The 25,218-nt window shown below is 63.8% G+C and carries 22 protein-coding genes; 7 read left to right on the forward strand and 15 right to left on the reverse strand.

Annotated features, from left to right (window positions below):
- Positions 1 to 70: 70 nt before the first annotated feature.
- The 9 genes from AC1DTQ_RS16820 to prmA all read right to left on the reverse strand — a co-directional run bounded on the left by AC1DTQ_RS16820 (position 71) and on the right by prmA (position 8,876).
- On the reverse strand, positions 71 to 487 hold the full coding sequence (locus AC1DTQ_RS16820; RefSeq protein WP_477851049.1) for a DUF2752 domain-containing protein: 417 nt from the start codon (positions 485 to 487) through the stop codon (positions 71 to 73).
- A 4-nt stretch (positions 488 to 491) separates the two neighbouring features.
- A complete protein-coding gene (locus tag AC1DTQ_RS16825; protein ID WP_477851051.1) occupies positions 492 to 818 on the reverse strand; it encodes a CD225/dispanin family protein in 327 nt (108 codons plus the stop codon).
- 54 nt (positions 819 to 872) lie between these two features.
- On the reverse strand, positions 873 to 1,178 hold the full coding sequence (locus AC1DTQ_RS16830) for a CD225/dispanin family protein (protein WP_477851052.1): 306 nt from the start codon (positions 1,176 to 1,178) through the stop codon (positions 873 to 875).
- A 138-nt stretch (positions 1,179 to 1,316) separates the two neighbouring features.
- Positions 1,317 to 3,221 carry an MFS transporter gene (locus tag AC1DTQ_RS16835; RefSeq protein WP_477851053.1) on the reverse strand — a complete coding sequence of 635 codons (1,905 nt, stop codon included), beginning with the start codon at positions 3,219 to 3,221 and terminating at the stop codon, positions 1,317 to 1,319.
- 231 nt (positions 3,222 to 3,452) lie between these two features.
- A complete protein-coding gene (gene purD / locus AC1DTQ_RS16840; protein ID WP_477851054.1) occupies positions 3,453 to 4,736 on the reverse strand; it encodes a phosphoribosylamine--glycine ligase in 1,284 nt (427 codons plus the stop codon).
- Positions 4,737 to 4,894: 158 nt separating this feature from the next.
- Entirely contained in the window at positions 4,895 to 6,496 is a 1,602-nt protein-coding gene (gene purH, locus AC1DTQ_RS16845; RefSeq protein ID WP_477851056.1) for a bifunctional phosphoribosylaminoimidazolecarboxamide formyltransferase/IMP cyclohydrolase, read from the reverse strand.
- An 88-nt stretch (positions 6,497 to 6,584) separates the two neighbouring features.
- Positions 6,585 to 6,854 carry a DNA-binding transcriptional regulator Fis gene (gene fis, locus AC1DTQ_RS16850; protein WP_310091892.1) on the reverse strand — a complete coding sequence of 90 codons (270 nt, stop codon included), beginning with the start codon at positions 6,852 to 6,854 and terminating at the stop codon, positions 6,585 to 6,587.
- A gap of 126 nt (positions 6,855 to 6,980) precedes the next feature.
- Positions 6,981 to 7,889: a DUF3426 domain-containing protein gene (locus tag AC1DTQ_RS16855; RefSeq protein ID WP_477851058.1), complete on the reverse strand. Its 909-nt coding sequence runs from the start codon at positions 7,887 to 7,889 to the stop codon at positions 6,981 to 6,983.
- 66 nt (positions 7,890 to 7,955) lie between these two features.
- Positions 7,956 to 8,876, reverse strand: coding sequence for a 50S ribosomal protein L11 methyltransferase (gene prmA, locus AC1DTQ_RS16860; protein WP_477851059.1), 921 nt, complete (start codon positions 8,874 to 8,876; stop codon positions 7,956 to 7,958).
- A gap of 238 nt (positions 8,877 to 9,114) precedes the next feature.
- On the opposite strand from prmA, the gene AC1DTQ_RS16865 reads away from it, so the two are divergent.
- Positions 9,115 to 10,041 (forward strand): hypothetical protein, encoded by a 927-nt coding sequence (locus tag AC1DTQ_RS16865; protein WP_477851079.1) that lies wholly within the window; start codon positions 9,115 to 9,117, stop codon positions 10,039 to 10,041.
- Positions 10,038 to 10,397, forward strand: a complete 360-nt coding sequence (locus tag AC1DTQ_RS16870; RefSeq protein WP_310091888.1) for a hypothetical protein — start codon at positions 10,038 to 10,040, stop codon at positions 10,395 to 10,397. Before AC1DTQ_RS16865 ends, AC1DTQ_RS16870 begins: the two co-directional genes overlap by 4 nt.
- A gap of 34 nt (positions 10,398 to 10,431) precedes the next feature.
- Here the strand turns inward: AC1DTQ_RS16870 and accC are convergent, their stop codons facing one another.
- The 6 genes from accC to AC1DTQ_RS16900 form a co-directional block, all read right to left on the reverse strand.
- Positions 10,432 to 11,799 carry an acetyl-CoA carboxylase biotin carboxylase subunit gene (gene accC, locus AC1DTQ_RS16875; protein WP_477851060.1) on the reverse strand — a complete coding sequence of 456 codons (1,368 nt, stop codon included), beginning with the start codon at positions 11,797 to 11,799 and terminating at the stop codon, positions 10,432 to 10,434.
- Between the two features lie 87 nt (positions 11,800 to 11,886).
- Positions 11,887 to 12,354 (reverse strand): acetyl-CoA carboxylase biotin carboxyl carrier protein, encoded by a 468-nt coding sequence (accB, locus tag AC1DTQ_RS16880; protein ID WP_477851062.1) that lies wholly within the window; start codon positions 12,352 to 12,354, stop codon positions 11,887 to 11,889.
- A 69-nt stretch (positions 12,355 to 12,423) separates the two neighbouring features.
- Positions 12,424 to 12,864: a type II 3-dehydroquinate dehydratase gene (gene aroQ / locus AC1DTQ_RS16885; RefSeq protein ID WP_477851063.1), complete on the reverse strand. Its 441-nt coding sequence runs from the start codon at positions 12,862 to 12,864 to the stop codon at positions 12,424 to 12,426.
- Positions 12,865 to 13,095: 231 nt separating this feature from the next.
- Positions 13,096 to 13,668 (reverse strand): TlpA family protein disulfide reductase, encoded by a 573-nt coding sequence (locus tag AC1DTQ_RS16890; protein WP_477851064.1) that lies wholly within the window; start codon positions 13,666 to 13,668, stop codon positions 13,096 to 13,098.
- Complete coding sequence (locus AC1DTQ_RS16895; protein WP_477851065.1) at positions 13,665 to 15,986, reverse strand: protein-disulfide reductase DsbD family protein; 2,322 nt, start codon at positions 15,984 to 15,986, stop codon at positions 13,665 to 13,667. Before AC1DTQ_RS16895 ends, AC1DTQ_RS16890 begins: the two co-directional genes overlap by 4 nt.
- A 78-nt stretch (positions 15,987 to 16,064) precedes the next feature.
- Complete coding sequence (locus AC1DTQ_RS16900; protein ID WP_477851067.1) at positions 16,065 to 16,490, reverse strand: helix-turn-helix domain-containing protein; 426 nt, start codon at positions 16,488 to 16,490, stop codon at positions 16,065 to 16,067.
- 546 nt (positions 16,491 to 17,036) lie between these two features.
- On the opposite strand from AC1DTQ_RS16900, the gene groES reads away from it, so the two are divergent.
- The 5 genes from groES (at position 17,037) to AC1DTQ_RS16925 (ending at position 25,201) form a co-directional block, all read left to right on the forward strand.
- Entirely contained in the window at positions 17,037 to 17,327 is a 291-nt protein-coding gene (gene groES, locus AC1DTQ_RS16905) for a co-chaperone GroES (protein WP_093285903.1), read from the forward strand.
- 124 nt (positions 17,328 to 17,451) lie between these two features.
- On the forward strand, positions 17,452 to 19,098 hold the full coding sequence (groL, locus tag AC1DTQ_RS16910) for a chaperonin GroEL (protein WP_477851068.1): 1,647 nt from the start codon (positions 17,452 to 17,454) through the stop codon (positions 19,096 to 19,098).
- Between the two features lie 126 nt (positions 19,099 to 19,224).
- Positions 19,225 to 21,156: an esterase/lipase family protein gene (locus tag AC1DTQ_RS16915; protein ID WP_477851069.1), complete on the forward strand. Its 1,932-nt coding sequence runs from the start codon at positions 19,225 to 19,227 to the stop codon at positions 21,154 to 21,156.
- A gap of 630 nt (positions 21,157 to 21,786) precedes the next feature.
- Positions 21,787 to 22,848 carry a lipoyl synthase gene (lipA, locus tag AC1DTQ_RS16920; RefSeq protein ID WP_477851070.1) on the forward strand — a complete coding sequence of 354 codons (1,062 nt, stop codon included), beginning with the start codon at positions 21,787 to 21,789 and terminating at the stop codon, positions 22,846 to 22,848.
- A 166-nt stretch (positions 22,849 to 23,014) separates the two neighbouring features.
- Positions 23,015 to 25,201 carry a carboxy terminal-processing peptidase gene (locus AC1DTQ_RS16925; RefSeq protein WP_477851072.1) on the forward strand — a complete coding sequence of 729 codons (2,187 nt, stop codon included), beginning with the start codon at positions 23,015 to 23,017 and terminating at the stop codon, positions 25,199 to 25,201.
- Positions 25,202 to 25,218 lie beyond the last annotated feature (17 nt).

Consider the following 25,218-nt stretch of genomic DNA (forward strand, 5'->3'; position numbering starts at 1 on the left):
TCCGTCGCTGCGCGCCACCTTCTCAGCCTTGCACACCCCTACGGGGCGCCGGTGGGAGAAGGAAAAGCGATCAACCCGGCGCCAGCAACGTAAAAGGAAACCACGGCAGATTCCGTGCGATCCAATACAGCGGCAGCAGCACCAGCCAGAATTTCGGTTCGGCCAATAGCCCGATCAGCGGCCGTAGCCACTTCGGTTGCCAGCCCAGCTTCCACGCCGCCAGCAGCGGCGAGATCGCCAGCATCGACATGGCCAACGGATTCATCGAGAACGCGCCCGGCACATCGCCATGGGCCAACGCGTGCAACGCGCGGGTCATGCCGCAACCGATGCAGTACCAGCCGGTGAGAGCATGGAACATGCATTTCGGGAACAGACTACCGGCCGCATTGGGATCGAAATTACGCAACAGCCAGAAACCGACAACGGCCGCGAGCGCGGCCGTTGTCAGTACGGCTATTTGAATTGGCCGTAACGCGACCGACATCAGCCTACGACTGATATTGCTGCATCATCTGCAGGTAGGACTCGGCGCCACCAGTGGCGAACATGACGATGTTGATCAGCAGGCCGATGATCGCCAGCGCAGTGGCGACCCAGCACCAGGTCTTTGCGTTGGCCGAAGCGCGCTGTGCGCCAGCAATGTCGCCCTGATTGAGCAAGGTGTTGACCTTGTTCGCGAACACGATGGCCACGATGCCTACCAGGCCCAGCGGGCAGCACAGACAGGTTGCCAGGACGGTCGCGATGATCGACCAGGCCAAATAGTTGGGGATGCTGCCGGGGGCGGCGGAAGCGGGCGGCGGTACGTAGCTCATCTGGATTCTCCGTTCTGGATGGTTGCTGGGACAGGATGGGTGTCGGGTGACAGTCTAATTCACGCCGCTCAGTCCGCCCAGCACTCCCAGGCCGCCCAAGACGACTACGAAGACCAGATACAGGAGGATCGGGATCAATGCCAGTCCGGCCGAAAGCATGGCCCAGAACTTCGCCTTGCCCGAGGCTTCGAGCGCGCCGGCGATATCGCCCGCCGCACGCTTCCCGTCCACCTGCGAGGCATAGACGATCGACACGATGCCCAAGGGCAGGCAGCAGAACAAGGTGCTCAGGATCGCCCAGACCAGATGGTTGGGAATGTATTCCTGATAGCCGCCCGGAGGCGGAGGCACGTAACTCATACAAAACTCCGGTGACGCCGGCACTGCGGAACAGCCCGGACTTCGATTAATTCAAGTTTCCCCGCCGGCAAGCGTAACCGAACGCGTCGTATCAGAACACGGCTTATCAGAGCGGGCTTATCTATCAGAGCAGGGCGGCTACGCGTCGCCGCCACGCAGTTCGCGTACCCGGGCCTCCAGTTGTTCCGCGGTAGCGCCATTGCCGTCGATGATTTCGCCTGCAACCACCTCGACATGCGCGCGGAAGCGGCGCGGCACGCGCATACGACGCATACGCCCGTCGCGGTGGCTCCACATGCTGGTCCACATGCCCTTGAGTGCCATCGGGACTACCGGTACTGGCCGCCCGCTTTCATAGCTACGCTCCAACACTTTTTCCAGTCCGGACTTGAATGGCGCAATCTCGCCGTCGCGGGTCAACGCGCCTTCGGGAAAGATGCCCACGATCTGCCCGTCTGCCAGCGCCGCATCGATCTCATCGAAGGCGCGCTGCATCAACTCCGGATTCTCCCGCGCGCCGGCGATGGGGATCGCCTTGGCGGTGCGGAAGATCCAGCTCATCACCGGGATATTGAAGATCTTGTAGTACATGACGAAACGCACCGGCCGCGGCACGCTGGCCGACAGGATCAGCGCGTCCATGTAGCTGACGTGGTTGCAGACCAGCAGCGCCGGCCCTTCGTCGGGCACGTTCTTTTCAATGCCGTGCAGTCGCAGCTTGTACAACCCGCGCACCAGCACCCAGCTGAGGAAGCGCATCAGGAATTCGGGGACGATCGTGAAGATGTAAATCGCCACCATCGCGTTGGCGATGGCCAGGGCCAGGAACAGCTGCGGAATGGTCCAGCCCAAGAAGCGCTGCAGCACGATGCACACCACCGCGGCCAGCACGATGAAGGCCGCATTCTGGATGTTCATGCCAGCGATCACTCGCGACAATTCATCGCGCGGGGTGCGGCTCTGGATCAGCGCGAACAGCGGCACCACGAAGAAACCTGTGAACAGGCCGATGCCCACTAGGTCGACGATGATCCGCACGCTCCCCGGCGCCCGGACGAACTGCATGACTTCCAGGCCTGACAGTGACGCGACTCCGCTGCGCGCGAAATACAGATCCAGCAAGAAGGCGCTGATACCGAAAGCGCCCAAGGGCACCAGTCCGATTTCAACCGTGCGCGCCGACAGCTTTTCGCACAGCAGAGAACCTACGCCAGTGCCGATGGAAAACAACGCCAACGCGAAGATGTAGAGCGTCTCCGAACCGCCCAGGTTCACCTCGGCATAGGTCGGCAGCTGGGAAGTCAGCACGGTGCCGATGAACCAGAACCAGGACACGCCCAGGATCGAATTGCGCACCGCCGTCTGTTTCTTCGCCAGGCGCAGCACCGCCAGCGACTCCGGGATAGGATTCCAGTTGATCTTCAGGTCGGGCGCCCCCGGCTCCGCGCGCGGAATCGCGCGGCTCACTAGGTTGCCGCTGATCGCCAGCACAACGATCGCTGTCGCCGCGACTAACGGACCCTGATCGCCGGCCAGCTTGAAGATCAGTCCGCCGAAGATCATGCCGATCAGGATCGAGATCGACGTGCCCATCTCCACCAGGCCGTTGCCGCCGGTCAATTCCTCGGGCTTCAACACCGAGGGCAGGATCGAGTATTTCACCGGTCCGAACAGCGTGGATTGCAGGCCGGTGCAGAATAACGCTACCAGCAGCACGATCATGTTCTGGGTCAGGAATCCGATCGCCGCCAGCAACATGATTCCGATTTCCATCGTGGTGGTGATGCGTATCAGCTTCGACTTCTCCAGCTTCTCGGCGATCTGCCCGGCGGTGGCGGAAAACAGAAAGTACGGCAGGATGAACAACGCCGGCGCCAGGTTGGTGTACAGCGTCCGCTCTTCCGAACTCACGCCCAGGTAGAACAGCAAGCCGATGATGGCCTGCCGGTAGACGTTGTCGTTGAAGGCACCGAACGCTTGGGTGGCGAAGAACGGCAGGAAGCGCCGCTGTTTCAGTAAGGCGAACTGGCTATGGCTCGACATGCGTGCTCCTTGGATGCGGCGGAGACTAGCAGATTCGCTTTTCCTTCTCCCCTTGGGAGGAGAGCCTGCCCCGTACCTCGTATCAAGTACGGGGCAGGCTTTGATACGGGGTGGCGTGCAGCGACGGATGAGGGAATGGCAGCGACTTGCCGTTTTGCTTTCTGTACAAGCGGATTTTCCATTCCCTCATCCGCCCTTCGGGCACCTTCTCCCGATGGAGAAGGAAAAGCTTCACTGCTCGCGCGCGATCGCTCGCCAGCCGATGTCGTGGCGGTGGAATTCCCCGTTCCAGGAAATCCCCGAGACTTCCGCGTACGCCTTGCGTTGCGCGTCGGCCACGCTGTCGCCCAGCGCGCACACGCACAGCACGCGCCCGCCGGTAGTCACCACGTGATCGCCCTCGATGCGGGTACCGGCGTGGAAGACCTTGGTGTCGGCCACATCGGGTACGTCCCAGCTATTGATGACGTCGCCCAGACGCGGCGTGTCCGGATAGTTCTGCGCGGCCATCACCACGCCCAGCGAAGGACGCGGGTCCCATTGCGCTTCGGTTGCGTGCAGGCGCTGGTCGATCGCCGCTTCCACCAGCTCCAACAGATCGGACTGCAGGCGCATCATCATCGGCTGCGTTTCCGGGTCGCCGAAGCGCACGTTGAATTCGATCACCTTGGGCGCGCCGGTCGCATCGATCATCAGCCCTGCATACAGGAATCCGGTGAAAGGAATGCCGTCGGCGATCATGCCCTGCACGGTGGGATTCACCACTTCGCGCATCACTCGCGCATGCACTTCCGGCGTGACCACCGGTGCAGGCGAGTACGCGCCCATGCCGCCGGTGTTGGGGCCGGTGTCGCCATCGCCCACGCGCTTGTGGTCCTGCGAGGTGGCCATCGGCAGTGCGGTCACGCCGTCGACCATGCTGATGAAGCTGGCTTCCTCGCCGTCCAGGAATTCCTCGATCACCACGCGCGCGCCGGCATCGCCGAAGGCGTTGCCCGACAGCATGTCGGTGACGGCGGCCTCGGCTTCGGCAAGCGTCGTCGCCACGATCACGCCCTTGCCCGCGGCCAGGCCGTCGGCCTTGACCACGATGGGCGCGCCTTTGTCGTGGACGTAAGCCAGCGCGGGTTCGAGCTCGGTGAACACCGAATAGAACGCAGTCGGGATTCCGTGTCGGGCCAGGAAGTCCTTGGCGTAGGCCTTGCTGCCTTCCAACTGCGCGGCGGCGGCGGTTGGCCCGAAGATACGCAGGCCGGCTTCGCGGAAGCGATCGACCACGCCGGCCACCAACGGAATTTCGGGGCCGACCACGGTGACATCCACTTTCGCGTTGCGCGCCAGCGTCAGCAGGCCGTCGATATTGTTCACCGCCACGTTGGCATTGCGGCATTTGGTTTCGGTTGCGGTGCCCGCATTGCCGGGTGCAACGATGACCTCAGCGACGCGCTCGGATTGGGCGAGCTTCCAGGCCAGTGCGTGTTCGCGGCCGCCGGAGCCTATGACAAGAACTTTCATGCGCGCATCTCCGAAGATCGTCATCCCAGCGAACGCTGGGATCCATTTTGATGTGGCTCTAGTGTACGACCAACGCGAAAAGCGGGATCAAGGTGGACGACCAGTCGTTCGGCTGTTGAAAAGCGCCTGCAGCATCCGCTGGGATGGCGTCCGGGGAATCAATGCCTGAAGTGTCTTACGCCCGTAAACACCATCGCCAACCCATGCTCATCCGCCGCAGCGATCACCTCATTGTCGCGCATCGAGCCGCCCGGTTGGATGACGGCCTTGATTCCGGCCTCGGCCGCAGCATCGATACCGTCGCGGAACGGGAAGAACGCATCCGAGGCCATCACCGACCCTGGCACCACGAGGTGCGCATCTGCGGCCTTGATGCCGGCGATGCGCGCTGAATAGACCCGGCTCATCTGACCGGCGCCCACGCCGATCGTGCGGTTGTCCTTCGCATAGACGATGGCGTTGGACTTCACGTACTTGGCTACCTTCCACGCAAACAGCAGGTCACGCATCTGCGCCTCGGTCGGAGTCACCTTCGTCACCAACTTTAGGTCTTCGCGCGTCACGATGCGATCGTCGGCGGTCTGCATGAGCATGCCGGAGCCGACACGTTTGGTGTCGATGAAGCCTGTCGAGGCAGGGGCCAGCGGGATGCGCAACACGCGCACATTGGCTTTCTTGGTCGCGTAGTCCAGCGCGCCCTGTTCGTAGTCCGGCGCGATCAGCACCTCGACGAACTGCCGGTCCAGGATCGCTTTCGCGGTGGCCGCGTCCAGCGTGCGGTTGAAGGCGATGATGCCGCCGAAGGCGCTGGTAGGGTCGGTGGCGTAGGCGAGCTCATAGGCATCCCCGCAGGCCACACCCACTGCCGCGCCGCACGGATTGGCGTGCTTGACGATCACGCAGGCCGGTGAGTCGAACTGACGCACGCATTCCCAGGCCGCGTCGCTGTCGGCGATGTTGTTGTAGCTCAGTTCCTTTCCTTGCAGCTGAGTGAAGGTAGCCAGCGAACCGGGGGCGGGGTACAGGTCGCGGTAGAACGCGGCCCGCTGGTGCGGGTTCTCGCCGTAGCGAAGGTCCATGACTTTCACGAAGCTGCCATTGGCCTGCGCCGAGAACGCTGCGCGTACTGGCACTTCATGCGACAGATCGCTCACGGCAGAGAGATAGTTGCTGATGGCAGCGTCGTACTGCGCGACGCGATTGAAGGCGGCAACAGAGAGCGCGAAACGCGTCTTCGCCGACAATGCGCCGTCGTTGCCGTCGAGTTCTTCCAGGAGGCCGGCGTACTGCGCCGGATCGGTGGCCACCGCGACTCGCGCGAAATTCTTGGCGGCCGAACGCAACATTGCCGGTCCGCCGATGTCGATGTTCTCCACGGCGTCCGCAAGCGTGCAGGCAGGGTTGGCGGTGACGGTCTCGAACGGATACAGGTTCAGCACCAGCAGATCGATCGGGGCGATGCCGTGTTCGGCCATCACCGCATCATCGGTGCCGCTGCGCCCCAGCAGGCCACCATGGACCTTGGGATGCAGGGTCTTGACCCGGCCGTCCATCATTTCCGGGAAATCGGTGAGCTCGGAGACATCGCGTACGGCCAGCCCCGCGTCACGCAATGCCTTGGCGGTACCGCCGGTGGACAGGAGTTCGACGTTGCGGGCGACCAGCGCGGTAGCCAGTTCGACCAGGCCCGTCTTGTCGGAAACGGACAGCAGCGCCCGGCTTATTTTCACGGGAAGGCCGGGCTGGAAATCGGAAGTCATGGGAAGGGCGGTGCGGGAAGGTAGTGCGAATTATAACTTCCGCAGCGCAGCACCACCGCGCGCAAACGGCTTCGTTCGCCATGCGAACTCAGACCAGGCCGTAATCCTTCAGTTTCTTGCGCAGGGTGGCACGGTGGATGCCCAGCAAGGCCGCGGCGCGGCTCTGGTTGCCTTCGCAGTGGTTCAGCACTTCGACGAACAAGGGAATTTCCATCTCGCGCAGCACGATCTCGTACACATCGTCCGCATCGCTGCCATCCAGATCGCGCAGGTAGCGACGCACCGATTGCGCCACATGCTCGCGCAACGGGGGTTTTGGATTGCCACGGTTGGTATCGTGGCGAGCGGCGGCATTCACGAAGGACGATCCCCTGGCCAAACTCGTTGCTGGAAACCGTCGAGCGGGTCACGACTTTCGACGGGGAGGGGAGTCTAGCGCGTGATTTGCGCGGCTGCATCCCTTTGATCGCAAATTTGCTTTCGACTAGCGAAAGTCGAACGAGAACGCGACCACATCAGGGTCCGGTTCATGCAGTTTCAATTCGATATGGGCGCTTTGGCCTGGGGCGAGTTCGGTCTGCGTTGCCGCGGCGTCAAGGTACTCCTTCGGCAAAAAGGCGCGAGAACCGAGCACGCGGCCATCGGCATCCGACAGCGACAACAGTAAGACCGGCCAAGCCTGCGGCCAACGCGCGTCGTTGCGGAAAGTGGCCTGCACATTCAGTCCGCCGGCGCTGCCTGGGATTGGGCTGACGTCGCGGCTCAGCATCGCGAATGCACCGGGTTGGTGCCAGACAGGCACCGAACATCCCACTAACCCGCACAGGGAAGAAATCATCGGCCGCCAGCTAGCATCGGCCGCCAAGCGGACGCGATCGGCCACCATCACCTGAAGCGTCAATGTCATTGCGAGCACGCCCAGCGCCGCCCATTGCCACTTCGCGGTATGCGCGGGAGTCGTGGGTTGCGCGCGCTGCCGGGTAAAGCTGGGACTTTGGTATTGCGTTGCGGACGACAGTGCAATGGGTTCTGGCGCTTCCTTTGCGATTTCTTCCGGCGCAGGATCGGTCGTCTCTCTCCCATCGAGCTCTACAGAAGACGGTTCGTCGTCAGAGGCTTCGATGAGGGATTCGCCATCGACGGCCGCTTCGACCTTGTCGTTCGATGCGTCGTCCGTCGTTTCCTGCACGGGTTGCGGTGCGCTGATTTCCGCTGTTGCGGGTGCCGCTGCTGTCCCATGCAGCAAACTGGCGAAGCTGGGCTTGCCCTTTGCCGACGCATTGGTGACTTCCTTGCGCAGCACGCCGCCGCAACGCGGGCACAGGACGGGAGGAAGATTGGTTTCCCGGTCGGTGGCGACCAGGTCGCGGCAATGCGGACAGGAAAAGAACATGCCGCTATTCAAGCATGCCGGAGCAGGAAGGGAGAAGCGCGAAACCCGTGGCCCGCTGCAGGAACATCATCCTCGACGCAGACCGTCAATGCGCATCCAGTCGCCCTCTTGGGTAGCGGTCAGCTGATCGAACCAGGGGGCGTAGCGGATCAGCAACTCTTCCTCCTGCCCGTGCAGGATGCCCGACAGTGCGATGCGTCCGCCGGGCGCGACGCGGTTGGCCAGGGTTTCGGCCAGAGCGTCCAGGGCCGAAGCGAGGATATTGGCGACGACGACCGGATAGGTGGCCAAGGGTTCGTCCTGCGGCAGATAGACGGCAAGCCTGTCGCCAACGCCGTTGCGTTCGGCATTATCGAAACTGGCGGTCAGCGCCTGCGGATCGTTGTCCACGCCCACGGCCCTGGCGGCGCCCAACTTGAGCGCGGCCAGGGCGAGGATGCCCGAGCCGCAGCCGAAATCGAGCACGGCCGCGCCCTGCAGTTTTCCTTCGCCGGCCAACTGATCCAGCCAGTGCAGGCACAGAGCAGTGGTGGGATGCGTGCCGGAGCCGAAGGCCAGTCCCGGATCCAGCCGCACGACCGCCGCCTCGGCGTTGTCCGCGTCTTCTGGAAGCGCCTGATTCCATGGAACGATAAAGGTGCGCGCGCCGAAACGCAGCGGCACGTATTGATCCATCCAGGCGCGTTCCCAGTCCTGGTCTTCCACGCTGCGGAAGCTGGTGTTGGACCAATCCAGGCCCGGATCGAACGATTCCAGCGCGGCCAGCAGCGCCAGCGCGTTGGTTTCCGCGGGAAACAGCGCGGTCAGCACCAGCGCATGCCACAGCGGCGTCTGGCCTACGCCGGGTTCGAGGATCGCGTGTTCGTTGCTGGTGTCGGCATCGGCATCCAATAGTGTGACCGACAGCGCACCGACATCCTCCAGCGCGTTTTCATAGCGCGGCTGGTCGGATTCGCTGCAACGAAGGGAAAGTTCCAGATAAGGCATGTTGCCGCTCGGTGGATGGGGTTTGCAGATGAACGGCGCATCCGATTCGGAAAAACGCGAAGAATCGGCCGCGCTGCGTGGAAGGTGTGCATTAGACTACGGTGCGGTCGCCGAATTGTCGTCCGCCGGTTCGGGCGAGGGGATTCGCATGGCCCCGAGGCGAGGTCCCGATCGACCCGCTCTTAGGATTGTCAGACGCTCTCGCACGGCCAACCTGGACAGCAGCCAACCGCTCCTCATGCTCATGTCGAAAACGAAACCCATGTTCCTGCTGCTGGCGGTCGCCGGACTGCTCGTAGCCGTGGGCTGGAATCGGGGCGCGGTGGATTTGGCCGGCATGACGCCTCGCGTTGAAGGGAGAGGGAACGGAATAGGGGTTTCCGCCGCGGGTTCGCGCGAGCGTTCCGGTTCCGCTCCACGCGCCCTCGCGAGCAGCGGCTCGCGCAACGATTTCGAAGGCGCAGGCGACCTCTACACCTACGTCCAGAGCTTGCGCGCGAGAGAAACGGCGGGAGACCCGGAAGCCTTGTGGATGGTGAGCCGCGTGCTGGACTACTGCGCTGCTTACGCGGCCAATCCGGCCGGGTATGCCGCCGATACCCAGACGATCTCGAAATTAAAGGGCTCGGCAACGGTGGCGATGGCAGCGGCGCGCGACCGCGTCGGCCAGCGTTGCGCGCGGTTCGCGCCGGCCGATGACTTTTCCTTGTCCGCGCTGCGTGCCAAACGGCTCGAAGCGGCTCGTGCGGGCAGTCTGGCCGCCGAGGCGGCGCTGCTGGCGATGGGCGAACCCCTGTTCGGCGGCAACGAATACAAGCAGGACCTGGTCGAGCGCGTACGCCGGTCCGGAAACCCCGATGCTTATGTGGCGATTTCACCCGCCATGGGCATTGCGGGGAGCGGCCAGGAGGCCTACCTGGGCAGGGTTTCCGGCACGCAGCTTTCGGAACTGGCCTGGTTGCTGGCGGCGTGCCGCCTTGGTAACGATTGCAGCCCCGGCAGCGTATTGATGACGTCGTACTGCGCCAATGGCGGAATCTGTTCGCGCGATAGCTCACAGGATTTTTACAGCTTCGTTCTCGATGCCGGCGTGCCGCGGCAAGGGGCGGACAACTTGAACGGAATGGTGGATGGTCTTATGGCTGATATCGGAGTTGCGAAATGACTCACAAGCGCTTTGCACAAAAAGCGAAGAATTGGTTCTGGGTGCTACTGTTCGTGGCTTATGCCGCGCTGGCGGCGGGAGTCGTGATCGAAACCACGCGACCGGAGTTCCGCGGGTTGACGCAGATCTCGGTGATCTCGGTGGATTCCGCACATGAGGTCAGGAGCAAGGGCGCGAGCCAGGTCGCGGCCGTTTATCGCGCGACCAGCGGCGTGCCCTTTTCGTCGCTGCCGCCGGGCAGCACCTTCAAGATCGTGTGGCCGGACGGTTCGTCGGAAACCATCGTGGTAGGCAATCCCGTTTCCAGCATCGGCGCGCGTCCGCTTGAGGGTACCCAGCAGCCGCCGTCCAAATAGGACGGGCGGCGCTTCGTTCGCACCAAGGCTTCGCTCACACCAAGGCGATAGTCTTGTTCTTCCGCTCCGCCAGCCGCTTCTCCAGGTAATGGATGTTCTGCGCGCCGGCCTGGAAGCCGGTGTCGCGCATGATCGACTGCTGCAGCGGAATATTGGTCTTGATGCCGTCCACCACCATTTCGCTCAGCGCCACGCGCATGCGTGCGATCGCGGTCTCACGGTCCGGTCCGTGCACGATCAATTTGCCGATCATCGAGTCGTAGTTCGGCGGCACGCGGTAACCGGTGTAGATGTGGGTGTCCACGCGCACGCCCGGACCGCCCGGCGGATAGAAGCCGGAGATCAGGCCGGGACTCGGCGCGAACGTATCGGGGTCTTCGGCGTTGATGCGGCACTCGATGGCGTGGCCGCGCAGCACGATGTCCGACTGCTTGATGGATAGCTTCTGCCCGGCGGCGATTTTCAGTTGCTCGCAGACCAGATCGATGCCGGTGATGCGTTCGGTGACCGGATGCTCCACTTGGATGCGGGTGTTCATTTCGATGAAGTAGAAGCGGCCGTTCTCGTACAAGAATTCGAACGTGCCCGCGCCGCGATAGCCGATGCGGATGCAGGCGTCCACGCAAACCTTACCGATCTCGTTGCGCTGCTCTTCGCTGATGCCGGGCGCCGGCGCCTCCTCCACCACTTTCTGGTGGCGGCGCTGCATCGAACAGTCGCGTTCGCCCAGGTGGATCGCGCCGCCCTGGCCGTCGGCCAACACCTGGATCTCCACGTGGCGCGGGTTCTCCAGGAATTTTTCCATGTACACCTGGTCGTTGCTGAAGGCGGCCTTGGCTTCGGCCTTGGTGGTGCTGATGGCGCTGTTGAGCGCGCCTTCCGCATGCACCACGCGCATGCCGCGTCCGCCGCCGCCGCCGGCGGCCTTGATGATCACCGGGTAGCCGATCTCGCGCGCGATCTTGGTGTTGGCGACGATGTCGTCGCCCAATGGACCGCCGGAACCGGGCACGCAGGGCACGCCAGCAGCCTTCATCGCGCGGATCGCTTCCACCTTGTCGCCCATCAGGCGGATGGTGTCTGCTTTGGGGCCGATGAAGATGAAGCCGGACTGCTCCACGCGTTCGGCGAAGTCCGCGTTCTCGCTGAGGAAGCCGTAGCCCGGATGGATCGCCTGCGCGTCGGTGACCTCGGCGGCGGCGATGATCGCCGGCACGTTGAGGTAGCTCTCGCTGGACGGCGCCGGACCGATGCACACCGATTCGTCGGCCATGGCCACGTGCTTGAGATTGCGGTCCACGGTGGAGTGCACGGCGACCGTGCGGATGCCCATCGTGTGGCAGGCGCGCAAGATGCGCAGCGCGATTTCGCCGCGATTGGCTATTACAACTTTATCAAGCATGAGTCATGTCCTTTGCAGTCTGTCCGGCCCACCGGCGTAACCGGCGGGCGTTCGCGGGCCCGCGGCGGTGCCGCTCGAAAGCCCCGCTCACCCGATCACGAACAACGGCTGGTCGAATTCGACCGGCGAACCGCTTTCGGTCAGCACCGCCAGAATGGTGCCGGACACGTCGGCTTCGATCGGGTTGAACATTTTCATCGCCTCGATGATCGCCAACGTCTCTCCGGCTTTCACCGACTGGCCGACGGTGACGAACGCAGGCTTGTCCGGCGAGGGCGAGGTGTAGAACGTTCCGACCATCGGCGCACGCATCACATGGCCTTCCGGCTGGTCGCTGCCGACGGGTTTGGCGCTGCCGCCGGTCGCCGATTCGGTGGGCGAGGACATCGGCATGGGCGCGGCGGCAGGTGCGGCGTAGACCGGCGCGGCGGCCTGATAGTTGCCCTTGGGCACGCGCGCCAGGCGCACGCTTTCCTCGCCTTCCTTGATCTCTATTTCCGCGAGATTGGATTCTTCCAGCAGGTCGATGAGTTTCTTGATCTTGCGCAGGTCCATGTTGGCCTCTGTGGTTGGACGCTCACGCCGGCGGCGGCGCGAGTCGGGAAAGGAAAGGAAAGGGATGGGTCAGGCGGTAAGCCGCTTGAGTGCGGCTTCCATCGCGTAGCGGTAGCTGTCGGCGCCGAAGCCGCAGACCACGCCGACGGCCAGATCGCTGAAGTAGCTGTGGTGGCGGAAGGGCTCGCGGGTATGCGGGTTGGACAGGTGGATCTCGATGAATGGGATGGCCACGGCCGCCAGCGCGTCGCGCAGGGCCACCGAGGTATGGGTGAAGGCGGCTGGATTGATCAGGATGAAGGCGGTACCGTCGGTGCGCGCGGCCTGTACGCGGTCGACCAGCTGGTGCTCCGCGTTGGACTGCAAGCTCTCGGTCTGGTGCCCGCCCGCCGCCGCCTGTGCGGACAGCGCACCGTCGATCTCGGCCAGCGTGGTACGGCCGTAAACGTCGGGCTCGCGGATTCCGAGCAGATTGAGGTTGGGGCCGTGCAGGACCAGCAGCTTTGCCATCGAACGCTCCAGCGGAAGCGCCGCAGTCTGCGTGAAGACGCCAATACTGTCCAGTTCGCAGAAGTTACTGGTGTTTTAAGCGGTCATTTGAATTGCGTAGGTCGGGCTACGTCCCCGACGCTTTGGCTTTTGTGGTGATGGTTGGCGCCGGGCGTGAGCGCTCGAAGGGTCAGGGCTCCGAAGGCTCCAAGGCGTCCGAAGGGTCCAGAGCGTCGGGGGCGTAGCCCCGACCTACTGGGCCCAGCCGTCGATTTCGCCGGGGGCGAAGGGACCAACCTTCTGCTTCAGGATCTTGCCGTCGGCGTCCACTAGTACCGAATATGGCAGTACGCCTTTGCCGTTTCCCAGCCACACGCTGGCGTCTGCGGGGCCAGGCGTATCCACCAGGATCGGATAAGTCACCGGCACCCGACCGAGAAATTCGCGGATGTTCTCCGGCGTATCCAGCGCCAGCCCGATGACCTGTACGCCCGTCGGACCCTGGGTCGCAGCGTATCGATCCAGTTCCGGCATCTCCTCGATGCAGGGTCCGCACCAGCTGGCCCATACATTAATGAGCAAAGGCCGTCCTGCATAAGCGCGAGGCAGCGATTGCATTCGTCCCTGCAGGTCCGGGAGCTCGATCGTCGGCATCGGTTCGCCCGATCGGGCTGGCTTCACGCCGGCTGGCGGCTTCGGTGCGGAACTCTCCATCGTGGTGCCGGTGCGCAGCAGCGGGCTTCCGCTCCACCACAGGCTAGCGAGCACACCCAGCGCGCCGGCCGCTACCGCAACCACCAGTACGCGCGCGGTGGTCAGTTTCATCGCTTCGCGCGCGCCAGCGCCTCGGCTACCCGGTCCTGGGTCAGCACGGTCGGCAGCACTTCGCCTTCGCCGCCATCGCTGGGGAACACCACGTACAACGGCACTCCCACGGCCTGGTGGGCTTCCAGGAATTCGGTGATGGCCGGGTCCACATTGGTCCAGTCGCCCTGCATGAAGACGGCATCGGCCTGCTTCATCGAAGCGCGGAAATCCTCGCGTCCGAACACCGCTTTCTCGTTGGCTTTGCAGGTCACGCACCAATCGGCGGTCATGTCGACGAAGACCACGCGGCCTTCGGCGCGCAGTGCCGCCAGTTTCGCCGCCGAGTACGGAACTGCCTCTTCACCCGCTATTGCCGTCGGGCCGGCGGTCTCGCGCGGAAGGCGATGCACCAGCGCCAACGGCACGATCGAGGCCAGCAGCAGCAACACCGCCAGCGTGCGACGCAGCGGTGCGACCTGCAGGCGCAGGCGTTGGTACCACCATAAGCCGAGCGCCAGCAGCACCAGTCCAACCAACGCCAGGCCGATCGCATCCACGCCGCGCTGCTTGCCCAGCACCCACAGCAGCCAGGCCGCGGTCAGGTACATCGGGAAGGCCAGGAAGTGCTTCAACGTTTCCATCCACGCGCCCGGCTTGGGCAGGCGTTGCGCCAGTCCCGGCACGAAACCGATCAGCAGGAACGGCAGCGCCAGGCCCAGACCCAGGAACACGAACACCAGCAACGCTACCGGCGTGGACGCCGCGAAGGCGAAGGCCAGCGCAGCGCCCATGAACGGCGCGGTGCACGGGCTGGCGATCACCACCGCCAGCACGCCGGTGAAGAAATCCCCAGCCGGGCCGCTGCGGGCGGTGAGTTCATGCCCAGCTCCCGCGAAACGATGGCCTAGGGCAAACACGCCGGACAGGCTCAGGCCCACCGCGAACATCAGATACACCAACGCTCCGATCACCAGTGGCTGCTGCAGCTGGAAACCCCAGCCCAGCGCTTGGCCCGCCGCACGCAAGGCCAGGGCGATGGCGCCGATGGCAAGGAAACTCAGCAGCACGCCGGCCGTATACCAGAGCGCACTGGCGCGCGCATGGCCTCCGCCGCGTCCGCTGTCGGCCAGCGACAAGGCCTTCAGCGACAGCACCGGCAGCACGCACGGCATCAGGTTGAGGACCAGTCCGCCGGCGAGCGCTAGCAGCAGCGCCAGCCACACGCTGGTCGTTTTGCCGGCCTTACGCAGCACGTCGGCGGGAGGGGAGGTGCGGGCGACTTCCTGCGGCGCATCGGCGCCCATTGCTGCAGGAGCGAGGCCAGCGCCGGAATCCGAAGCGGGCGAAGTGGCGTTCGGGCTTGCGCCGGGTAAGGCGGGAATCAGTGGCGCATCGGCGGTTTCGCCGGCGTCCGCGGTGGAAGTCACTTCGCCCTTGGGAATCTTCAGCTTCACCGCGCGCGTCATCGGCGGGTAGCAGATGCCGTCCTTCTGGCAGCCCTGGAAGGTCACCTTCAACGTGGCGTCAGCGGCTTCGCCCGAGCTACGTCGCAATGGGACTGGTACTTCGGCCTGTTCGAAGTAGACGACCACCTCGCCGAAATGTTCGTCACGATGCGATTGGCCCTTGGGCCAGCGCGGGCGATCAAGCGCGATGTGTTTCGCGCCCTCTAGCTTCATTGAGGTCCGGTCGCGATACACGTAGTAGCCCGGCGCCGGAGTGAAGCGCAGCAGCAACTGGTTGCCGTCGTAGGCGATGGCTTCGAAGGCGAACGCCTGCTCCTGCGGCAACGGCAAGGCCTCGATGGCGCCGGAGGTGGACGATGCCGCTTGACCGAACCGTGGCAAGCCTCCGGCGTTGGCGGCCCCGAGCGGGCTGGGGAGTCCGCTAGCGCCACCGGCAGCGGGCAGCTTCACCACCAGCCTGCGGGTTTGCGGCGGGTAGCAGATGCCCGCGTCCGCGCAGCCCTGGTACTTCACCTTCAGCGCCACGCTATCGGCACCGGCGGCCGCCTCGCCGGCGAGTACGCCGGTCAGGTCCTCGTGATAAGTCTCCACGTCACCGAAGAATTCGTCCCGATAGGCCTTGCCCTTGGGCAGTTGCAGCTTGCCGGCCTGGAAGCCGTCGCCGTCGACCTGCACGTCGATGCGATGGCGGTACAGGTAGTAGCCGTCGGCAACTTTCCACTGCACTTCGATGCGGTCACGGCTGGGCGCGACGGCAGTCAACGCGAAAGCTTGGTCCACCGGCAGCAGTTCCGCTTCGCTCACGGCGAAGGCCGGCGTCGCCGGAAGAGCGAAGGCAAGCAGGGCCAGCAGGCGTGGCAGGCGGGTCATCGGATCGGTTTTCCTCATCGGGCGGCGCAAAATGAAGCGGTCGTGTTCGACCGCGCGCGCGCGCCGCAGTTCATAAGGTTAACCGGTGACGGGAATTCCCGACCGCGAACCGTTGCGGCGGCCGATGGCGCGGCCGGTTCGCTGCGCCGCCAATTCCTCCATGACTTCCAACAATGAAACCCGGGCGCGTAGCGGTACCTCGCGGAACGCATGCACCAGCCGGAACTCCAGCGGGTCTTCGATCAACAGGGCGTCGGCGGTGGCGATGGAGTCCAGTTGGACTTCGCGCGACAGGGACATTTCGCCGCGGCCGGTCACCAGCCACTCGAATTGCACCTGGGTCACTTCGGCCAGTTTGCGCAGGTGGGAGACGCTGGGGTTCTTTCCCAGGGGCGCTTCCCAGTGACTGACAGCGCTGCGTTGTACGCCTACGGCCTCGGCCAATTGTTTCTGCGACATCCCTGCAGCGCGGCGGGCCAGACGAATCCTTTCTTGCTGAATCATCGGCACTCCTTGGCCTAGCATCTCGGTGGGAACCCTACCTTACCGGAGACAATACGTCCCACAGAAGTCAAAAGGCTACCAACACTAAGCAGGTGACCAATATTAGACACATGGTGTCTGCTTTTGGTAGCAGTTCTGCAATTTATCTCAACATAATTGAAGAGTTACGCCTGCAAGGTACCGAAACTAACCCCATTTAGTCCCTTTTTGTCCTGCCCCTGTCTTCCCACGACGTGGCCGGATTGGTATTTGTAGCCCTGCTGGCAGGAAGTCGGCTTCGACAGGACGTCGGCGGGGGGAGAGGCGCAGGGTGAGGTAGGCCTAGCAGGGACACGACACCATCTCCACGAGAGCGCGCATGCCCCTGTCATGCGCGCTCTTTTTTTGCCTTGGGTTGGCCCTTGAATAGGGTCTGCGGGCACCCCATCTGTCTAACATCCCGGCGTCGCCGGGGTTTTTTCTGTCTGCATTGCTAGCACTCACCCGGTACGAGTGCTAACATCGCCGCCCCTTTCCCAGTGCAATCAATCACTTAAGAGGATTGAAATGAGCAATATCAAGCCGTTGTACGACCGCGTAGTCATCAAGCGCGTCGAAGAAGAGAAGTTGTCCGCTGGCGGTATCGTCATTCCGGACTCCGCCACCGAGAAGCCCATCAAGGGCAACGTCATCGCTGTCGGCGACGGCAAGGCGCTGGACAACGGCACCGTCCGCGCGCCCAAGGTCAAGGTCGGCGACCAGGTCCTGTTCGGCAAGTACAGCGGCACTGAAGTGAAGCTGGATGGCACCGACTACCTGGTGGTGAAAGAAGACGACATCTTCGCGATCCTCGGTTGATCCCTTTTGATTTGTAGAGCCGAGCTTGCTCGGCTGCTCTTGCCTCTACCAGGAAAGCATCCGAGCAAGCTCGGATCTACAAAACGAGAAGACCTGTTACCCATCAATTTTCTGGAGTTCCAACATGTCCGCCAAAGAAATCCGTTTCGGTGAAGACGCGCGCGCCCGCATGGTGCGCGGCGTCAACATCCTCGCCAACGCCGTCAAGGCCACCCTGGGTCCGAAGGGCCGCAATGTCGTGCTCGAGAAGAGCTACGGCGCTCCCACCATCACCAAGGACGGCGTCTCCGTCGCCAAGGAAATCGAACTTGCCGACAAGTTCGAGAACATGGGCGCGCAGATGGTGAAGGAAGTCGCTTCCAAAACCTCCGACAACGCCGGCGACGGCACCACCACCGCCACCGTGCTGGCCCAGGCGCTGATCCGCGAAGGTTCCAAGGCGGTCGCCGCCGGCATGAACCCGATGGACCTCAAGCGCGGCATCGACAAGGCGGTCATCGCCGCCGTGGCCGAGCTGAAGAAGATCAGCAAGCCCACCGCCGACGACAAGGCCATCGCCCAGGTCGGCACCATTTCGGCCAACAGCGACGAGTCGATCGGCAACATCATCGCCGACGCGATGAAGAAGGTCGGCAAAGAAGGCGTGATCACCGTTGAAGAAGGCTCGGGCCTGGACAACGAACTGGACGTCGTCGAAGGCATGCAGTTCGACCGCGGCTACCTGTCGCCGTATTTTGTGAACAACCAGCAGTCGATGTCGGTCGACCTGGATGACCCGTTCATCCTGCTGTACGACAAGAAGATCTCCAACGTGCGCGATCTGCTGCCCGTGCTGGAAGGCGTGGCCAAGTCCGGCAAGCCGCTGCTGATCGTGGCCGAGGAAGTGGAAGGCGAAGCGCTGGCGACTCTGGTCGTCAACACCATCCGCGGCATCGTCAAGGTCTGCGCGGTTAAGGCGCCCGGCTTCGGCGACCGTCGCAAGGCGATGCTGGAAGACATGGCCACCTTGACCGGCGGCGTGGTGATTTCCGAAGAAGTGGGTCTGTCGCTGGAGAAGGCAACGCTGCAGGATCTGGGCCGCGCCAAGAAGATCCAGGTCTCCAAGGAAAACACCACCATCATCGACGGCGCCGGCGAAACCGGTGGCATCGAAGCCCGCATCAAGCAGATCAAAGCGCAGATCGAAGAAACCTCTTCGGACTACGACCGCGAGAAGCTGCAGGAACGCGTGGCCAAGCTGGCCGGCGGCGTGGCCGTGATCAAGGTCGGCGCTTCGACCGAGATCGAGATGAAGGAAAAGAAGGCGCGCGTCGAAGACGCCCTGCACGCCACGCGTGCTGCGGTGGAAGAAGGCGTGGTCCCGGGCGGCGGCGTCGCGCTGATCCGCGCGTTGCAGGCCATCGGTGACCTGAAGGGCGCCAACGAAGACCAGAACCACGGCATCAACATCGCCAAGCGTGCGATGGAAGCGCCGCTGCGCGAAATCGTGACCAACTGCGGCGAAGAGCCGTCGGTGGTGTTGAACAACGTAGTTGCCGGTACCGGCAACTACGGCTACAACGCCGCGACCGGCGAATACGGCGACATGATCGCGTTCGGCATCCTGGATCCGACCAAGGTCACCCGTTCGGCTCTGCAGAACGCGGCGTCCATCGCAGGCCTGATGATCACCACCGAAGCGATGGTGGCCGAAGCGCCGAAGAAGGAAGAGCCGGCCGGCGGCGGTCATGGCGGTGGCGGTATGGGCGGCATGGGCGGTATGGATTTCTGATCCCGCACTGCGACCCCGTGTTGCAATCTCGAAAGGCCCGCCCCGTGCGGGCCTTTCGTTTAGGTGCGTTTCGCATACGCTAGACCCGCCGCTTGCGGGCGTGCCGCCAGGACATTCGACCAGGACATGATGATCGTCGACGGAAATTCGCGAAAAACCGGAGCGCTGGCGTGCGCGCTATTGACGCTGGCGCTGCTCAACGGCTGCGCGGTGGTCAAAGTCAGGGAGCAGCGCGCGGGCGATGCCGATCTCGCGCGTCGCGCCGATGTGCTCGGCAGCGGCCGGCTCAGCGCCGACGCGGCCTCCAGTCTGACCTCGGCTGGACTGGACGCGGAGACCTGCCGGCGCGAGCCCGAGCCCTGCGCTGGGCAACTGCGAAAAGCGGTGCCGGAAGAAACCTGGTTGGCGACCATCGCCGAGGTACGCACCTTGCGCATGCAGGCGGCGGCGGAGGCGATTCAGGCGGCGCCGGAAGTGGCCGCGCATGAGGCGATGGATACCGCGCGCTGGGCTTACGCCTATCTATTCATGACCGCGCGCACGCCTGAGCAGCGTGTGTTCGAATCGCGGCAGGGACGCGTGCTGCGTCTGTACAACCGCGCGGTGGAGGTCACGGCGCAATCGCTGTTCGAGGTCGCACATGCGCGCAAAAGCGCGCCGGACCAGATCCAACAAATCCACAACCTCCGCTTGCGTATCTCGCTGCATGGTTTCGACCGCAAGCAGGACGATACGCCCGAGATGCTGCTGGCATCGGACACGCTGGGTTTCGACAACCTACGCGCGGTATACGGCCGCGATGGCTTCGGCAGCAGCCTGGTGGCAGTGTTCCCGCCCTTGAAAGCGCCCGCACCGGCTGCGGGAACCGCACCGTCGGATCCGCCGTATCGCGACACCCGCTACGTGCCGGTGACCAGCACTCTGCGCTTCGAGGGCGAGACCCTGGCCGAAGTGTTGGCGACCGAGGACGTGCATATCGACGTCTACAACCCCTATCGCTACGAACAGGAAACGATCGCCGGCCGCAGCGTTCCGTTGGCGGCGAATTTCTCGGCCGCCTACGGCGTGTGGCTGGCGCGTTCGCAACTGGCGCGGTTGAGTCTTTCCAGTCTGCTGCGTCCGCGCCAGCAGAGCCCTTTCGATCCGCGCGTCTATCTCACCCAACCTTACGATCCGGACAAGCGCGTGGTGATCCTGGTGCATGGATTGGCGAGCAGTCCGGAAGCCTGGGTGAACCTGGCCAACGAATTGCTAGGCGACGACGAATTGCGTCGGCACTACCAGGTCTGGCAGGTGTTCTACCCGACCAATCTGAGCCTGTTGAACAGCCGGGCGCGCATCGATGAGGCCTTGCGCGCGACGTTCATGCATTTCGATCCGGAAGGCGACGACCGCGCCAGCCACGGCGCCGTATTGGTCGGTCACAGCATGGGCGGAGTGATCGCGCGGTTGCTGGTCAGCGACAGTGGCGAGCAGGTGTTGCAGCGCTTGTTGCAATCGTTTCCGGCGGCGCAGGCTACGGCGTTGGCGCAGGAGCCGATGGTGCGCGAACTGACCGTGTTCCCCCCGCTGCCTGAAGTCGGTCGGGCGGTGTTCCTGGCCACGCCGCATCGGGGCGCCGAGGTCAGCGAAGGTTGGGCGTTGCGCCTGGTGCGGCGCGCGATCCGGCTGCCCTTCACCGTCTTGCGCGACACCTCCGAATTGTTTCAACGCAACAAAATCGACGAGCAGGAACTCCAGCGGATAGGTTTCCACAAGGACCGACCGCCGACCGGGCCGGACGATCTCAGTCCTGGCTCGCTGTTCATGCGTAGCACCGTCGATCTGCCGATCGAAGCGGGACTGCCCTACCACAGCATCGTCGGCTGGCACGATCCCTCGGTGCCGCTGGCGCAGTCCAGCGACGGCTTGGTTCCCTACAGCAGTTCGCATCTGGACGGCGCGCTTTCGGAAAAGGCCATCCCGTCCGGCCATAGTGTGCAGGAGACGCCGGCGGCGATTCTGGAGTTGCGCAGGATCCTGCGTTTGGACATAGCGGCGGACGATCAGCGACGCTAAGACGTGTCGTTTGTAGGTCGGGGGCGTAGCCCCGACCTACATCGAACGCGGTATCAGTCGTCGCCAGCTAGGTGGCTGGACGCATCACCTGGCCGCCAGATAGCCAGCAGCAGAATGCCGCGCGGTGCGTCGGCTCGGCGAGCTACCGAGAAGCTTTTAGAACCTCGATGAATGAAGTAAAGAGCAGTTGCAGTGCGCACTAAAAAGGTGATTCGCCTATTCATTTTTCTGTGCGGAGGGTTCGTGTCCCACTCTGCCGAAAGCGTCGGTCAGCGCCCGGAAGCGGGCCAACTCCAGTTCGCACAAGGGTTGTAACCGTTATCACGGAACCGACGCCGAAGCTTCACTACTAAACCCCCTAGTTCTATTTTGCAGTGCAGCGTGCAAGACCCGCGAAGCGTCCTTCACGATGCGGCCGCATCCCGACGTGGGGGAGGGAGCAAGCCCGCAATTGGCCTAGCCGTTGCGGGCTTTTTTTTGCCCGCGCCACGGCCACCATAGCCGGGCGCCCACCAGGCACGGTTCGCAGGGTTCGCCACAGGCTTGGCCACAATTCCGGTGGATCACTGTTTCCCGCCCCCATGCCCGGCGCGACTGCCTCTGCGGTGGCTAAAGGGCTAGAATCGCCGCATGAGCAACGATGCCGGCGCCCGCCCGATTTCCTCCCGGGAAATACCCCTTCAAGTCCTAACTTCGAACGCCCCTGCCGCGCCGTCGCTGGACACCAGCGCGCTCCAGACGGGCGCGCTGCAGGCTGGTGTGAAACAGATGGGCGGCGACAAGATCGGGCGCTCGCCGGTCCAGTTCCTGGATGCTCCCGTGCTGCGTAAGCCTTCCTGGATCCGCGTGCGCATCCCTAGCGATGGCTCGGTGGCCCGGCTCAAGGCCAAGCTACGCGAAAACCGCCTGGTCACGGTCTGCGAAGAAGCCAGCTGCCCCAATATCCACGAGTGCTTCAGCCACGGCACCGCCACCTTCATGATCCTGGGGGAGGTCTGCACCCGCCGCTGCTCGTTCTGCGACGTGGCCCACGGCCGTCCCAAGCCGCCCGACGCCGGCGAACCGCTCAGCCTGGCCACCACCGTCGCCGACATGGGCTTGAAGTACGTGGTGGTGACCTCAGTGGACCGCGACGATCTGCGCGACGGCGGCGCCCAGCACTTCGTCGACTGCATCGCCGCTATCCGCGAGCATTCCCCCGGCACGCGCATCGAGATCTTGACCCCCGATTTTCGCGGCAAGGGCCGCATGGACCGAGCGCTGGAGATCTTGGCGGTCAACCCGCCGGACGTGTTCAACCACAACATCGAAACCGTGCCGGATCTGTACACCAACGTCCGTCCGGGCGCCGACTATCAATGGTCGCTGACCCTGTTGCAGAAGTTCAAGCAGCAGCATCCGCAGCTGCCCACCAAATCCGGAATCATGCTGGGCCTGGGCGAAACCATGGAGCAGGTGCAGGCCACCCTTCGCGACCTGCGCGCGCACGACGTGGACATGATCACCATCGGCCAGTACTTGCAGCCCACCGCCCACCACCACCCGGTGCTGCGCTACTGGACGCCGGACGAATTCGCCGAGCTGGAGCGCTACGGCAAGGCGCTGGGGTTCAGCCATGTTGCCTCCGGCCCGCTGGTGCGTTCGTCTTATCATGCCGACCTGCAGGCCAAGCAGGCCGGCGTCGCCGACTGAACCGAGCCCCTAACGCGCTCGGTGCGGAAACGAAGCGTTCACATTTCCCGGGCGCCGCGCCGCTAGGCTGCAAAGGAAGGCGCCGGTGCCGCAACTTTCGGCACTGTCGCCAGGTCAGAGCTTTCCGCAGCATCCCCACAGGCCATAGCGGCCAACGAGTAGCCGAATGAAATTGAAGAGTCCCGTCGTCGCCCTCCTTTCCCTGGCTCTGGTCGCACCGCTCGCCCTGCTTGCGCGTGCCGACGGCGAGCCGCTGGCCGGTACCGCCGAGCCCACCGCGGACCAGGCCTCCACCTCCAAACAGGTGTACGGCCTGTTATCCGACAGCCGCTACGCGTATCGCCCGCGTGCGCTGGACGATGCGCTGTCGCAAGACATCTTCAAGCGTTATCTCGAATCCCTGGACGGCGGCAAGCAGTACTTCACCGCCGCCGATATCGCCAAGTTCGGCCCTTACAAAACCGAACTGGACGACGCTATTCGCAGTGGCGAACTGGAGCCGGCCTACGACATCTTCGCCGTGTACAAGCAGCGCGTCGGCCAGCGCGTCGCCTACGCGCGCACCTTGCTGAAGCAGAACTTCGATTTCACCGGCGACCAACGCTGGGAATACGATCGCGAGAAAGCGCCTTGGGCCGCCGACACGCAAGAGCTGGATGAGGTATGGAAGAAATCGGTGATGAACGACTGGCTGCGCCTGAAACTGGCCGGCAAGAAGCCCGAGGAGATCCGCAAGACCCTGGACAAGCGCTACGCGACCTATCAGCGCACCGTCAATGAGCTGAAGAGCGAAGACGTGTTCCAGACCTTCCTCAACAGCTACACCAACGCGATCGATCCGCATACCGATTACTTCACCCCGAAGACGGCGGAGAACTTCAACCAGTCCATGTCGTTGTCGCTGGAAGGCATCGGCGCGCAGTTGCAGCGCCAGGACGACCTGGTGGTGATCCGCGAGATCATCGCCGGCGGTCCGGCCGACGTTAACGGCACGCTCAAGCCGGGCGACCGCATCGTCGCGGTCGGCCAGGGAAAATCCGGCGCGATGACCGACGTGATCGGCTGGCGCATCGACGACGTGGTGGCGCAGATTCGCGGCAAGAAAGACACCCAAGTGCGGCTGGAATACATCCCCGCCGAAAGCGGCGTGGACGGCAAGCACGTGCAGGTCACGCTGACCCGGCAGAAGATCAAGCTGGAAGAGCAGGCGGCCAAGGCCGAGACCATCGAGCTGCCGGCCGCCAATGGCGAACCGGCGCGCCGCATTGGCGTGGTCAAGCTGCCGGCGTTCTATCAGGACTTTGAAGGCCGTCGCAAGAATCCGAACGATTACACCTCGGCCACGCGCGACATCGCCAAGCTGCTGGTCCAGTTCAAGGCCGACCACGTCGATGGCGTGGTCATGGATCTGCGCAACAACGGCGGCGGTTCGCTGGACGAAGCGGTGGAGCTCACCGGCCTGTTCATCGACAAGGGTCCCGTGGTGCAGGTGCGCGAATCCGGCGGCCGCGTCACCGTCAATGCTGACCGTACTTCGGGCGTGGCATGGGACGGTCCGTTGGCGGTGCTGACTAATCGCGGTTCGGCCTCGGCATCGGAAATCTTCGCCGGCGCCATCCAGGATTACGGACGCGGTCTGGTAATCGGCGAAACCACTTTCGGCAAGGGTACCGTGCAGAACCTGGCCGACTTGGATCGCTGGCCGGCCAATGAAACGCCGCGCTTCGGTTCGGTCAAGCTGACCATCGCACAGTTCTTCCGCGTTGCCGGCGGCAGCACCCAGCACAAGGGCGTGGTGCCGGATATCGCCTTCCCGGTCAGCGTGGACGCCACCGAGTACGGCGAGAGCACCTACGACAACGCGTTGCCGTGGACCAAGATCGCCGCGGTTCCGCACACCCAGTACGGCAACTTCGCGCCGCTGCTGCCGCGTTTGGAAGCGCTGCATGCCACACGCGTGGCCAAGGACAAGGAATTCCAGTGGTGGTCGCAGGACGTCAGCGATTTCCGCGCCGAAGCCGCCAAGAAATACGTGTCGCTCAACGAAGCCGAGCGCCGCGCCGAACGCGACAAGCAAGACACCCAGCGCAAGGAGCGCCAGGCCGAACGCAAAACTCTTGGTCTCGCGCTGGATCCGTTGGCCGACGATGCGGCCGATGACGGCCTGGGCGCCAACGAGCGCGATATCGTGAAGGACGCCGCCCGCGAAAAACTGGCCGACAAGCGTCCTGATCCGCTGCTGCGCGAATCGGCGTCGATCCTGGGCGACGCCATCGACGTGCTGGGCAACGACCGCACGTTGTCGGCGCAGGTGTTGCCGGTATCGACCATGCCGGGCCGTTGGGCGGATTAATTGCTTTCCTTCTCCCA

Source organism: Pseudoxanthomonas sp. P4_B2 (assembly GCF_056402315.1).